Below are 13305 nucleotides of genomic sequence, written 5' to 3'. Positions count from 1 at the left end.
ATCGTCATTGCGATAAGCCGAAGGCGACGAAGCAATCCAGTCCTGCTGGAGAGAAGGTCACGAACCTCAGTTGGTTCGGGCCTGGATTGCTTCGCTACGCTCGCAATGACGAGAGATGATGTGGCGAGCTTACAGCTCGCCTTCGAGCCACCCCTTGAGCTGACTCTTGGGGGCGGCGCCCACCTTGGTGGCGGTCGGCTGACCGTTCTTGAACAGGATCATCGTCGGGATGCCGCGCACCCCGTAACGGCCGGGCGCTTCGGGATTCTCGTCGATGTTGAGCTTGGTGATCGTCACCTTCTCACCCAGTTCCTCCGAGATTTCCTCGAGGCTGGGGCCGATCATCTTACACGGGCCGCACCACTCGGCCCAGAAATCGACGAGGACGGGGCCGTCGGCGGCGATGACGTCGCTGTGAAACGACGAGTCGGTGATGGCTTTGGTCGGCATGTGCTGAAAACTCCTTCGTTACCGCAACGATGTAAGGCGGGTCCGCGTCACGCTCAACGGCCTGACGCCTGCTTTTGCTCCGCCCCCCTAAAGCCCGGCTTGTGCGCCGCGAGCACGTCGGGCGGCAGCACGATCAGCGCAGGCCCGCTCGTGTAGAGCAGCCCGGCCTCGATCCGTCGCCCCGGAAAGATGGTCGCGAGCGCGGCGGCATAAGCACCCATCTGCCGCAGATGATGTATCGGCACCGCCTCGACCGAACCCGGCACCCGCCGCCCGGTCTTGAAATCGACCACCAGCACGCGATCGGCCGACACCAGCAGGCGATCGACCGTGCCCGCAATCACATCGCCGTCGACCACCGCTGCGATCGGCGCTTCGGCAAGGGCGTCGGAGGCAAAGACGGCGGCGAAAGCGGGATGATCGATCACCGCGCAGGCGTCGGCCACCAGCGCGCGGCGTTCATCGGCATCCGCCACGCCCGCCGAATGTTCCAGCCAGCGTTCGGCAGCGCCCGACCGATCGGCCGGCGCCACGCCCGGCAACCGCTCGAACAGCGCATGGAGCAGCGAGCCGCGCCGCCCCGCCGCGCGCATCGCAGGCGTCGGTGGCGGATCGGCAACCTCGTCCGGCCCCAGCGACGACGGCGCGAGCGGACGCGGCGGCCTCTCCTCGCGCGGTGCGCCGATACGGAGCCAGGCCGGTTCGCTGATCACCGGCAGTTCGGAGCGCGGCTTCGGTTCCTTGCGCGTGCCCGCCGCCAACGGCGCGCTGCCGCGGAAATGGCTGGCCGTGCCCCACAGCTCGTCCTCGACCGGCTCGGCGCCCACCCCGGTCATCGCCGCCTCGATCGCGCCATACCAGCTGCGCGACGGGGGCACGCCCTTGGCACGTGGGCCCAGCGCGCCGCCGATCACCAGATGCTCCTCGGCGCGCGTGGCGGCGACATAGAGCAAGCGCCAATGTTCGGCCGCCTCGCGCGCGGCATGATCGTCAGCGTCGCGGCGCAGTTCGTCGACCATCTCATCCTTCTTGGGGCGCGGGACGGGGACGGGATGCATGTCCTCATCGATCGTCCAGCCGAGCGTGGCGCCGCGGTTCGCGTCCGGATCGCCGGTCGCATCGGCCAGAATGACGAGCGGCGCCTGCAGCCCTTTCGAGCCATGCGCCGTCATCACCCGCACCGCATCGGCGGGGGCAGACGGATCGCGCGTGATCTCGACATCGCCGCGATCAAACCAGTCGAGGAAGCGCTGAAGCGAGGCGGTTGCCACCCCTTCGAACTGGAGCGCAGCGTTGAGCAGTTCCTCGATCGGATCGCGTGCCTCCTGCCCCAGCCGCGCGATCAGCCGCGCGCGACCCTGCATCGGGCCGGTCAGCATATGTTCGAGGAAACGATAGGGCGTGGTGAAATCGGCCTGGTTGAGCAGATCGTCGAGCATCGCGACCGCATCGTCCCCGCTGTCGCGCACCGCCTTCCACAGCGCGCCCTTGCGCCCGAAGCCGACCTCGTAGAGCCGTTCCTGGCTCCACCCGAACAAGGGCGAGACGAGCAACGATGCGAGGCTAAGATCATCCCCCGGCTGCAACGCGAAGCGCACCGCCGCGAGCAGATCGCGCACCGCCAGCGGCGCATTCAACCGCAGGCGATCGACGCCCGCCACCGGAACCCCCTCGGCATGCAACCGCGCGACGATCAGCGAGGCAAGGCTCCCCCGCCGCCGCACCAGCACCAGGATGTCCTCAGGCCGCAGCGTCCTTCCCAGCCCCGGCATGTAGAGCGGCTCGGCCAGCCACAGCTTGATCTGCCGCGCGAGCCGGGTCGCGAACTCGCGGGTCGCATCACTCTCCCAGCTTTCCTCGCCGGCATCCTCGACATCGTCGACCGCCTCGATCGACAGCGGCTTCCACAGGGTGACGACCCCCGGCAGATGCGACCGCGCCGACATGTGGGGTTCGGCAAGCTGCTGGAGGCCCAGCCCATCACTGCCCAGATCGGCGATCATCCGGTCGACCAGTTCGAGCACTGGCGGTGTCGAACGAAAGCTGCGATCGAGCGACAGTTCGGCAAACTCACGCTCGCCCCGGATCGCCTTGAGCTGGAACGCGATCCGGGCGCGCTCGAACGCGCGGGGGTCGGTGCCCTGGAAACCAAAGATCGCCTGCTTGAAGTCGCCGACGGTGAACATCGTCCGCACGACGCGGGCATCGCGCGCGCCTTCGCCCGCGAAGAACTCGCCCGCCAGCGCCTCGACAATGTCCCATTGGGACCGGTTGGTATCCTGCGCCTCGTCGACCAGAATATGGTCGGTCTGCTGATCGAGTTTGAAGCGGACCCACTCGCCCATGCCCGGCGTATCGAGCAGGCGCACGGTCGCGCGGATCAGATCGTCGAAGTCGACCAGCCCACCGGCGCGCTTCGCCCCTTCGTAGGCCAGGGCATAGCTCTGTCCTGCGCGCAGCGCCGCGCCCAGCAACGCCGCGAGCGCCGCCTTCATCCGCAGCTCGATCAGCGCGCGCACCTGCTCGACCAGGCGCTCGCAATGCGTGACGTAGAGCGGCTCGGCGTCGATCAGCTTCTGCGAATATTTGCGCGGGGAGCCGTCCTTGGTCAGCGCCACGCCGATGATGTCGTCGAGCATCGCCGCCCGCGCTGCGGCGCCCGCATTGATGAACGCGACCACCCGGTCGGCATCCTTCAACCCCGTCGCCGTTCCCCAGCCGCCATTGGCCTGCGCGATCGCGTGGAAGCAGCCCATGTCGAGTTCCGCGCACCGATCGACGATCACGCTCTCGACATCGCCGATCGGCACGCCCAGCGCCATGCGCAGCCGCGCCTCGATCCCCTCGCGCATGCCCAGCGCCCGCATCGCATCGGGCCGCCGCGCACAGTCCATCAGATAGCTTTCGGCCTTGTCCTCGCCCAGCCGGCGGCTGAGCGTCTGCACGTCGCGGATCAGCGGCAGATCGCCGCCCTGCGTCGCATCGGCCAGCATCGTCGCCAGCGTCGAACGCGCCAGCGCCGCCTCCTCGCGCCCTTCGATCGGGCGGAAACCGGGCACCAACCCTGCCTCCGCCGGGAATCCCGCGAGCAGGGTTTGGCAGAAGGCGTGGATCGTCTGGATCCGCAGCCCGCCGCCAGGCGCCTCCAGCACCCGCGCAAACAATTTGCGCGCGCGGGCAACCGCTTCATCGCCATGCGCCTCGCCCAGCTGGAACAGGTCCTGCGCGAGCAGATTGGGCTTGAGCCGCGCCCAATGCGCCAGCCGGCCGTGGATACGCTCGGCCATCTCGGCCGCGCCCGCCTTGGTGAAGGTCAGGCACAAGATCGTCTCGGGCCGAACGCCGTTGAGCAGCAAGCGCAGCACCCGCGCGGTCAGGACGTGCGTCTTGCCCGTTCCCGCCGATGCCGACAGCCAGACGAGCGCCCCCGGATCGGACGCATCGCGCTGCTGCGCCATCAACGGCATCAGGGGCTTCAGCCGCCGACTCATTGGCCCCGCCCATACCATTCGTCGAGGCGCATCAGCTGATCAAAATCCCCATAAGGCGCATGTTCAGGGTGAAGCTTGGCGGTGAAAGGTTCCAGCCCCAGCAGCCACTTTTCCACCGCCTCCGCGAAGGTCGATGCGGCCAGCGGCATGAAGTCGGCCGGGTCGATCCCGTTCCGCCCGCCCACCGGCGACGAGGTATAGCCGAGCAACCCGGTCTTGATGTCACGCGCGAGCGACCAATATTCGAACGCGGCGGGCACGCCGTCCACATCCTCGAACCCGCCCCGCTCGGCGATCAAACCGAGCAGGCCCAGCTGCATCGCATATCCAGCGGCGACCTGTTTGCCCTTGGGCGGCGTGCCCGTCTTGTAATCGACGATCGCAAGGCCGCCGTCGGGCAGACGATCGATCCGGTCGACCGTGCCCTTCAAGGTGACGCCCGAAATCGCCGCCGTCCCCTTCACTTCGGCGACGAGCGGACGGCGCCCCTCGCGCTTCATGTCGCGGAAGAAATCGGCGAACTGCCCGATCGCCTCCAGCAAGCGCGGCTCCCAAAGCGCCCGCATCACCGGATGCGCCGCCATCGCATCGAGCATCGCGCGGGCGCGGGGCAGCAATTGCTCGGGATCGGCCGCATCCTCCTTCATCCACGCTTCGAGGACCGCATGGACCGCCGTGCCGCGCCACGCCGCAGTCGGATCCGCATCGACCGCGTCGAGCGGATAGAGCTTGAGCATCGCGTCGGCGTAGAAAGCGTAAGGGTCCGCCTTGAGCCGATCGAGCTTGGTGACCGCGATCTCCTTCGGCCGATCGGCGACCGGCGGCACCGGCGCGGGGCGGCGCGCAGGCGGCACCTCAGGCGTGCGATCGAGCGCGCCCGCCCAACTGCGCAGCGCGGGATCGCGCGTCATGCCGCCGGTCATCGCCTCGAGCCGCAACCAGAAGCGCGACGCGATCGTCGGCGCGCGCGCATCGCGCCGGGCGCGGGTGACGATCACCTGTTTCGCGCCCAGCGCCATCGCGAAATCATGCGCCGACAGCCCGATCCGCCGTTCCAGCCCCGGCAGGCCCAGTTCGGCGCGGATGCGCGGCGCAAGCCACGGATCGGGGCTCGGCAGGGTTGGCCAGACTCCTTCGTTCAGCCCGCCCAGCACCATCAGATCGGCCTGCTGCAGACGCGCTTCGAGCAAACCCCAGATCGACACGCGCGGATGCCCGCCCTGCGGCGGCCGCACAGCATTGGCATCCATGAACCCGCGCAGCATCGGCACCAGCCCGGCCGGATCGAAGCGTTCGGGGCCGAGCGGCGCCGCCGCCTCCAGCTCTGCGATCATATCCGCCGCCGCGCGCCCGTCCGGCCCTGCCCAGGCGGCATCGCCGGTGAGCGCGGTCGCGGCTTCGCGGAGCGCGGCTAAGTAGCCCCCAAGAGTTCCGTTCGTGTCGAGCGAAGTCGAGACACGTTCACCAGCGCCCAGCCCACGTGTCTCGACTTCGCTCGACACGAACGGATGGGGGGAGGAGGGATTGCTGAAGGCCCGTTCAAGCGGCTCCAGCAGCTTGCGCGCATCGCCCCAGAAGCCCAGCGCCGCCTTGCGCTTCCACGCCGTATGGCGATCGCCGTCGAGCAGGAAGGCCGTCACCCCGCCCAGCCCCGGCGCCGGCCGCGGACCGCGCAGCGCGACGTCGAGTGCACGCGCACCCTCCAGCCAGTCGAGCCGTTCGTCCCCCTTCATCACCAGCGGATGCTTGAGCAAAGCCAGCAGTGGCACCGGCGCAAAGCGTTCCGCCGCCGCCTCGGCGATACCGAGCAACAATGTGCCCGCAGGCGTCAGCGACAGCGGCGTGCCCGCGCTGTCGTCCGCCACGATGTCCCAGCGCTTCAGATGCGCCGCCACGCGCCGCGCGAGCGCGCGATCGGGCGTCACCAGAGCGGCCGTTCGCCCAGGCGTTTCGATCGCGCCGCGCAGGGCAATCGCAATCGCCTGCGCCTCTTCCGCCGGATTGGCGAGTTCGATCGCGCGCACGCCCGACAGACGGCGTTCGGCATTGGGCAGGGTGGCCCATTTGTCGGTGAACTCGGCCGGCGCCATCGCATTCGCAATCGCCCGCGCGCGCACCGCCGCTGCGTCGCGCCGCCCGCCCCAGCGCCACCGCTGAACCTCACCGCGCGCCACGCCCAGCCGGTCGAGCAGCAGCTTCATCTGAAATTGCGGATGCGTCTCGATCGAACGGCGTGGGGCAACACCGTCCTCGCGCGCAAACGGCCCCAGCGCGTCCCACTCCGCCTCAGGCCCGCTGGCTTCGACACCCGGCAGAACCACCATCCCCAGCGGCAGTCGCGCGATCACATGGAGCAATTCGGCCACCGCCGGCGCGCCGCTGCTGATGCCCGCCGCGACCACCAGCCTCGCAGGCGGCGCATCGCGCCAACGCTGACCCAACCCGCGCAACAGCCGGTTGCGCCGATCCGCCATGTCGATCTGACCGCGCTTCGCCAATTCCCCCGGCCAGCGATCGGCAACCGCCTCCAGCACCGAAAGCGCGCGCCGCCAATGATCGGACAGATCGGGATTGTCGACCGCGCCCGCGAGATCGGCGGTCGTCACCCCTTCGATCGTCAGCTCGTCGATCGTACGGGCCAGGTCGGCCGCGAGCCGCACCGCCTCCGCCCCCTCGATCGGTTCACCTGCCAGCGCGCGGGCTTCGCTCACCAGTCGCGCGAGGATGAACTGCCGCTCGACCGGATCGATCGCGGGCGGCACCGGCTCGGCCAGCAGCGGATCGAACAGCCCGCCCAGCCGCTCATCGAGATTAGGATCGCCCACCGCGATCAGGCGCGGAAGCAACAAGCCACCCTCGGCCCGCCTTACGAACGCATCCGAAATCGCCTTTCCCGCGCGATTGCTCGGCACGAACAACGTCGCCCGCGCCAGCCCCAGCGGTTCGTCCTTGGTCAGCGCGATCAACCCGGCGGCGAGCGCGTCGGCGAAGGCACGGTTGGCGGGAATGGTGAAGACGGCGGGCATGGACGGTACAATGCTAGTCGCCCCAACGCCGATCGTCACCCCGCGATGCGCGGACCCAGCACCGCCATCAGTTCGGCGCATCCGACAACGTCGTCATGATCGAAGCGGCCCGGAATCGGGCTGTCGAGGTCGAGAACACCTAGCAACCGTCCCTCATGTTCGATCGGCACGACCAGTTCGGAGGCCGACGCCGCGTCGCAGGCGATGTGGCCGGGAAAGGCGTGGACGTCTTCGATGCACTGTATCTCGCGCGTGGCCATCGCCGTGCCGCATACGCCGCGCCCGTTTTCGATCCGGATGCACGCCGCCTTGCCCTGAAACGGCCCGAGGACGAGGTCCGTGCCTGCTTCGTCGACGCGGTAGAAGCCCGCCCAGTTGAGATCGGGCAGGAATTCCCAGATCAGAGCGGCGGCATTGGCCATGTTGGCGATGGGATCGCGTTCGTCGGCCGTAATCGCGCCGATCGCCGAAAGCAGGTCGGCATAGAGGGTCTGCTTGTCCGAGCCAGCCTTGGCCGCGAATTCGTACATCGAGGGATCACTCCAGGTTCGGCCGCGCGCGGCCACGCTTGATCTGGCCCCGCGAGGTCTTGGCTTCAACCCGCTTGGCCTTGGCGGCCTTGCTGGGCTTGGTCTTGACCCGCCTTTCCGGGCGGACGCGGGCTGCAGCGACAAGTTCGGCGAGGCGGCGGCGGCCATCCTCGCGGTTCGCTTCGCGCGCGCGGTGGCTGCGCGCGGTGATGACGATCTCGCCCTCGTTCGTCCACTTGCTGCCCGCCAGCACCTTCAGCCGGCGATAGACATCGGGCGCGAGGCCGAGCGCGAAGACATCGAGCCGGATCTGCGCCGCGGTCGCCACCTTGTTGACGTTCTGCCCGCCAGGCCCGGTCGCGGCGAGGAAGCGTTCCTCGATCGCGCTTTCGGGCAGCGCCGGCGCGTCAGCCCTTGGCATCTTTGGCGTCATCGCCGAAGCCGAGCGCCTTGAACGTGTCGGGCATCGGCGCGGTCGCGGCGGCCGCACTTTTGCCCTCGCGCGGCACCGACAGCGAGGCGGCATGGAGCAGCATCAGATGCGCCAGTTCGCGGCCATAGACCGGATCGCCCAGGATCGGCACGCCGATCCCGCTCGCGGCGTGGACGCGGATCTGGTGGGTGCGGCCGGTGGTGGGCCGAAATTCGACCAGCGCGCGGCCGCCCTGCGTCGCCACGGTGCGCCATGTGGTGGTGGCCGCCTTGCCCTTGGGGCTCGCCACCATCCGCCACCCCGTCTCGCGGGTCGAGACCTTGGTAAGCGGCATGTCGACCACGCCCTCGCTCGCCTCGGGGATGCCGTCGAGGACCGCGAGATAGACCTTCTGGACCGTCCCCTCCTCGAACACCTGCTGAAAGCGCTTGTGCGCCTTGGGCGTGCGCGCGAGCAGCAGGCAGCCCGACGTGTCGCGATCGAGCCGGTGGACCGGCAGCGGCCAGCGCTTGAACCCGAAGCTGAGCGACTGGAGGTGGTTTTCGACGCTCAGTGATCCGTCGCGCGGCGCATCGACCGGCAACCCCGCAGGCTTGTCGATGATGATCGCTTCGGCGTCGATGAAGAGAATGCGTCCGTCCAGCATTTCGGGGCTATGACGCTTCTGCCCCTTCGTGTCGAGCATGTCGGGCGGTCGAACCATCGATCCCCACCCGCCCAACAAAGGGAGCCGCCCCTCCCTGTCGGGAGAGGCGGCCCAGAAGCATCCCCCGGCGAACCGGGGCATGCGGCTTCGTCGTGATCAGAACCCGACGCGCGCACCCAGACGCAGCGCCCACAGCGAGACGCGGCCCTGGTTGGCCACCGCCGGGTTCGAGAAGTTCGAGTAACGATATTGGGTGCAGTTGTTGCCCACGGTCGTCGAGCAAGCGACGTTCACCACCGATGCGAGATAGGGGAACGAGACCTGGCGGAGCGAACCCCAGTTCTTGTTGAGCATGTTCAGCACGTTTTCGAGATCGGCGAAGACCGTGATCTTCCCCGTCGAAACGATCGGCAGCGGGATTTCCTGATCGATGTGGAGATCGATCTTGTCCCAATGCGGCGCGGTCTGCGAATTCTTCTTCGCGATCTTGCCCTGCTTCAGCCCGTTCGCGGTCACGAAGGCTGCGAAGTTGTTGAAGGTCGCGGTCGAGTCATAGGTGACCAGCGGATCGGCGGTGATGCTCGACACGTTCGGCACATAGAGCAGGTAGCGGTTCGAGCTGCCGGCGGTGCCGAAGACGTTGCCGTGGCTGTTGGTCTGAACGCTGTCGTTCATCGTCAGGCTGTACGGAATGCCCGAACGACGCTCGGCGAAGATATTCAGGCGGGTCTTGTAGCCATCGATATATTCATGCTCGAAATCGAGGTGCAGCTTCCAGCTGTTCTTGATCTCGTAGATCGAGCGACCATAGGCGGCACGATTCGGATCGATCACCGGGTTCTGGCCATAGGTGCCCGAAGCGGTCGTGCCGTTCATCGAGCTGAGATCCTTCACGCTCTGGCGCGTGTAGGTGCCGCCTACGTCGATGCCGTAGTCGAAGTGCTTGTTCCAGCTGACCGCGCCGATGAGCGAGTGGCCCATGCGGGTGTTGGTCAGATAGAGATCGGTATTGGCGCTGGTCGGCGTGATCGAGGTGTAACGCGCGCGACCGTCCGCCGCCGTACCGATCTGGCGCAGACGGAGATCCTGATACATCGGCGCGTAATTGACCTTGCTGCCGTACAGATCGACGCCCGCGGTCCAGCCCGACCCCAGGAAGTTGTCGAAGTCATGATCGTAGCTGACCGAGAAGTTGGCCTTCCAGGTCGACTGCAGCTTGAAGTCGGGATCGAGCGCGTTGACGTTGGCGAGCGACAGCGACGCCGTGTTGGTGCGCAGGAACGACTGCACCAGCGGATTGAGCGTGCGACCGTCGACATTGTCGAGCGCGGCCGAACAGAGCGCAGCCGAAATGCCACCCTGACAGCCGACGCCGTTCAGGTTGCGCGAGATCGTGAAGCTGTTCTGCACGACACCCGACACCGAGTAGCTGTTGCCCAGGAACACGTTGGGCGAGCCGCCCGCGAACAGGCCGACGCCACCCTTGACCGTCAGCTTGTCGAGCGGGCTCCACGTGTAGCTGAAGCGCGGCTGAATGACATATTTGCCGTTGATCGTCGCACGGTTTGAGAAGCCATAGCGCGCGGTGAAGAAGCTGTTCAATGGCGGCGGGGTGAGACCGCCATACATGTCGGTGCGGAAGCCGGCGGTGACGTTCAGATCAGGGCTGGGATCCCAGGCGACCTGCTGACCGATCGTGTAGCTATCATACTGGAAGCTCGCGAGCGCATCGTTCAGGTTGCCGGTGATCGAACCGCCGAGCGCAAGGCTGCCGGCCCGGCGCGCCTGGAAGTCCGCAACTGAGTCGAAATAATAGTTGCCGAAGGCGTTCTGAAGGAAGGCGTTCTGGACATCCAAGTGGCTGTAAGCCGCCGTCAGCTTGAACGAGAAGTCCTTATATTCCCACCGGACTGCCGTATCGCCGCCATATTGCTTGTAGCGAACATAGTTGAAGTGGCGGAACTGGTCCGGCCCGAAATAGAGGCGCGCGGCACCGGGCGCTGCGGTCGAACCCTGCGAGCAGAGGGTCGCGTTGGTGTTCGCGGCGCCGTTCTGCTGCGCGGCTGCGGTCGGGTCGAGACAGACCTGCATCTGCGCGAAATTGAACTCGCCGAACGGCAGCGGGGTCAGATCATATTTGCGATAATTGCCGCGGACTTCGGTGTGGAAGCTGTCTGACCAATCGGAGATCAACTGGCTGACGTAGGAATCGACCTTTTCCGGACGATTATAGTTGTTCGACTGGAGCCCCAGCACCGGCGACGTGCCGACGATCGACGAAAAACCGGCGGTCGAGCTGTTGTTCGAGTCGTTGTGGATCCAGGTCGCCGAGAGGCGGTGTCCCTCGGTGATGTTCCAGTCTGCCTTGACCGTCCACTTCTCGTCGGTTTCGATCGTCGACTGCTGAACGCCCAGCGTGTCGTAGTTATAGGCTGCCTTGGCGATCGTACTGATGTTGGTTATCTGCGCGTCGGTCAGGTTCGGCACGACGTTGGGGAAGCCTGCGGTGCCGATCTGGATCGGCGTGCCTTCCTTGAGGTGTTCGTAGGACACTGCAAGGAACAGCTTGTCCTTGATGATCGGGCCCGACAGGAAGCCGCCGTAGGTTTTCGACTTGAAGTCGAGATTGATCTTGCCGGTCCGGATCTTGTCACCGGTCAGCTTGTCGCTGTTGTAGGTGTAGAAGGCTTCGCCGGTCAGCTTGTTGGTGCCCGAACGCAGGATGACGTTGATCGCGCCGCCCTGGAAATTGCCTTCGGAGACATCATAGGGCGCGACCTTGACCGAGAACTGCTCGATCGCGCTGAGCGGCACCGGGCCGCGCGAGGTGGGCAGGCCGCCGACGTTCAGGCCGAAATCGTCCGAGAAACCGAGGCCGTCGACCGAGAATTTGTTCAGGCGGGCATTCTGGCCCGCAATCATGACGCCGCGGCTCTGGCCCGGATCGATCGTCGCGAACGGATCGCGGCGGGCGATGTCGCGGATGTCGCGGCTGACCGACGCGATCGTGGCGATCTGTTCGCGGCCGATCGAGGTGATCGGGCCGGGTGACAGCTCGGTCGCGCGGATGCTCGCGGCGGTGACGACGATCGCGTCCTGCGTCGCCAGCTCGACGGGCAAGCGCAGCGGCTGGCCGGCGGTCAGGTTGATGTCGGTGACAGTCGAGTCGGCATAGCCGGCCGCCGTGACGACGACGGTGAACGGACCGCCCGGGCGCAGGCCCGAAGCCGTGAAGCCGCCGTCGGCGCCCGTGGTCGCCGTTGCGGTCGTGCCCGACGGAACGTGGGTCACGGTGACGCTGGCACCGCCGACCGGCGCGCCCGCCGAAAGGACGGTGCCGCGGATCGACGATGTGGTCTCCTGCGCGTAAGCCGCAGTCGAACAGGCGACGATGGCGATGGCCGCCGCGCCTGCGTTCAAATAATGACGCATGTTTCAGTCCCCCTTTTGCAATCCCTGGTCCGATCTTCGGGTGGCGCCTTTGGCGTCCTGCCCTCGATCCATCCCCCTGCGGACGACCTGGAATATCGTGGCCTGGTTATGGCCCCGCGGAAGCCCCTCCCGCGGCGACGCCCGGCACCGTATCCCGATAGCGGTCCCAATGGTCGGTAATCTCGTCGACGACCTTGCCGCCGATGATGAAGGCAGCATCCAGCGACGGCTGAAGCCCCGAATAGCCGCCCGAATTCTCGGAATTCAGGCTTTCCGCCGCGCCCAGCCCGGACGCGGGCGACGGCATCGAATAATTGCTGCCGGTGCGCAGGACGAGCACGCGCTGCGGATCGGCCTTGCCCGACTTGGCGAGCATCTTGATGGACTGGATGACGCCCGAATCTTCCATCGCGGTCATCACGAAGCGGGCTTTGTCACCCGCCCAATAGGTCGTCCATTTCTCGAAATGCGCGTTGAGCAAAGCGCCGTGCCAGAAGGTCTGGCCCGTAATCTCGTCGCCCTTGATGACCTTGGGCGGCTCCATCGCCTTGGGGAAGCCGGTATAGGTCGCGCGCATCTTCTGCAGATCGGGCGTGTCGGCCAACTTCACGTTGGCGGTGAGCGTATAGGCCCAGTCGCGCAGCCCCTTGTTGACCGGGAACAGGTTGTAGCTCGTCTCGGGCGAACGCGGCAGTTGATAGGGCGCCGATCGATCGCGCGGCCACTGCCCTGCGGTCCACCCCTTGGGCGCCTCGCGCACGTCGACCGCATAGCCATAATCGCTGTCGATCACGTCGCCGATCCAGGCAGCGGAGCCGAGCGACGCTTCGTTCGGGTTCACGCCCGCGATCGCGGCGATCATCCAATAGGCTTTGCTGAGGTCGAAACGCGGATCGAGGCCGAGCGCCATCGTCGACGCGGCGGCGCGATTCGTGCCGACCCCGGTCGACAACAGCAGCGCCTGCTTCTTCGCGTCATAACGCAGATCGCGAAACCCCATCGGGAAAGCGATCTTGTCGGGCATCACGGTCGCCCACGCCTGAAACTCGCCAGCCTTGTCGCCAGTATCGGCACCGACCTCGAACGCGGTGACGATCACCATGCGAATCGGAAGCGGAGCGGCAGGCGCCGGTTCGGCCGCGTGCGCAGGTGCGATCCACGCGAATGACAGCGCGGCAGCCGCCAACAAATGACGGCGCAGAGTGTTGCGCTGCGAAACCTTTTCCATTGGGCCCCCTTGTTCCCCTGCGGGCGCCCTCTCCCCTACTCCCGTCATGCGCGGGTTGGGGCGATCCTA

At 66.9% G+C, this 13305-nt stretch carries 8 protein-coding genes; all 8 read right to left on the bottom strand.

Annotated elements, in window-relative coordinates; genetic code table 11:
• Positions 1 to 129: 129 nt before the first annotated feature.
• Positions 130 to 450 carry a thioredoxin TrxA gene (gene trxA, locus FYJ91_RS09920; RefSeq protein ID WP_149522076.1) on the bottom strand — a complete coding sequence of 107 codons (321 nt, stop codon included), beginning with the start codon at positions 448 to 450 and terminating at the stop codon, positions 130 to 132.
• Between the two features lie 53 nt (positions 451 to 503).
• Positions 504 to 3941, bottom strand: coding sequence for a double-strand break repair helicase AddA (gene addA, locus FYJ91_RS09915; RefSeq protein ID WP_149522075.1), 3438 nt, complete (start codon positions 3939 to 3941; stop codon positions 504 to 506).
• A complete protein-coding gene (addB, locus tag FYJ91_RS09910; RefSeq protein WP_181008427.1) occupies positions 3938 to 6967 on the bottom strand; it encodes a double-strand break repair protein AddB in 3030 nt (1009 codons plus the stop codon). The genes addA and addB overlap by 4 nt, the downstream gene beginning before the upstream one ends.
• 35 nt (positions 6968 to 7002) lie before the next feature.
• Complete coding sequence (locus tag FYJ91_RS09905) at positions 7003 to 7497, bottom strand: GAF domain-containing protein (RefSeq protein WP_149522074.1); 495 nt, start codon at positions 7495 to 7497, stop codon at positions 7003 to 7005.
• 7 nt (positions 7498 to 7504) lie between these two features.
• Positions 7505 to 7918 carry an alternative ribosome rescue aminoacyl-tRNA hydrolase ArfB gene (gene arfB / locus FYJ91_RS09900; protein WP_149522073.1) on the bottom strand — a complete coding sequence of 138 codons (414 nt, stop codon included), beginning with the start codon at positions 7916 to 7918 and terminating at the stop codon, positions 7505 to 7507.
• Positions 7905 to 8633, bottom strand: coding sequence for an RluA family pseudouridine synthase (locus FYJ91_RS09895; RefSeq protein ID WP_425474001.1), 729 nt, complete (start codon positions 8631 to 8633; stop codon positions 7905 to 7907). The genes arfB and FYJ91_RS09895 overlap by 14 nt, the downstream gene beginning before the upstream one ends.
• 99 nt (positions 8634 to 8732) lie before the next feature.
• Positions 8733 to 12008 carry a TonB-dependent receptor gene (locus FYJ91_RS09890; protein ID WP_149522072.1) on the bottom strand — a complete coding sequence of 1092 codons (3276 nt, stop codon included), beginning with the start codon at positions 12006 to 12008 and terminating at the stop codon, positions 8733 to 8735.
• Between the two features lie 106 nt (positions 12009 to 12114).
• Positions 12115 to 13236, bottom strand: a complete 1122-nt coding sequence (locus tag FYJ91_RS09885) for a purine-nucleoside phosphorylase (RefSeq protein ID WP_181008426.1) — start codon at positions 13234 to 13236, stop codon at positions 12115 to 12117.
• Positions 13237 to 13305 lie beyond the last annotated feature (69 nt).

It is taken from the genome of Sphingomonas montanisoli, from assembly GCF_008274695.1.
GTDB lineage: Bacteria > Pseudomonadota > Alphaproteobacteria > Sphingomonadales > Sphingomonadaceae > Rhizorhabdus > Rhizorhabdus montanisoli.
Note: the sequence above shows the minus strand (reverse complement) of the source record. Positions and strands in the feature narration are given on the sequence as shown.

Bases quoted from the DNA above. Each gene is read 5' to 3' on its own strand.
- FYJ91_RS09890 (WP_149522072.1), bottom strand. From the start codon at position 12,008: ATGCGTCATTATTTGAACGCAGGCGCGGCGGCCATCGCCATCGTCGCC.
- FYJ91_RS09895 (WP_425474001.1), bottom strand. From the start codon at position 8,633: ATGGTTCGACCGCCCGACATGCTCGACACGAAGGGGCAGAAGCGTCAT.
- trxA (WP_149522076.1), bottom strand. From the start codon at position 450: ATGCCGACCAAAGCCATCACCGACTCGTCGTTTCACAGCGACGTCATC.
- FYJ91_RS09885 (WP_181008426.1), bottom strand. From the start codon at position 13,236: ATGGAAAAGGTTTCGCAGCGCAACACTCTGCGCCGTCATTTGTTGGCG.
- FYJ91_RS09905 (WP_149522074.1), bottom strand. From the start codon at position 7,497: ATGTACGAATTCGCGGCCAAGGCTGGCTCGGACAAGCAGACCCTCTAT.
- arfB (WP_149522073.1), bottom strand. From the start codon at position 7,918: ATGCCAAGGGCTGACGCGCCGGCGCTGCCCGAAAGCGCGATCGAGGAA.
- addA (WP_149522075.1), bottom strand. From the start codon at position 3,941: ATGAGTCGGCGGCTGAAGCCCCTGATGCCGTTGATGGCGCAGCAGCGC.
- addB (WP_181008427.1), bottom strand. From the start codon at position 6,967: ATGCCCGCCGTCTTCACCATTCCCGCCAACCGTGCCTTCGCCGACGCG.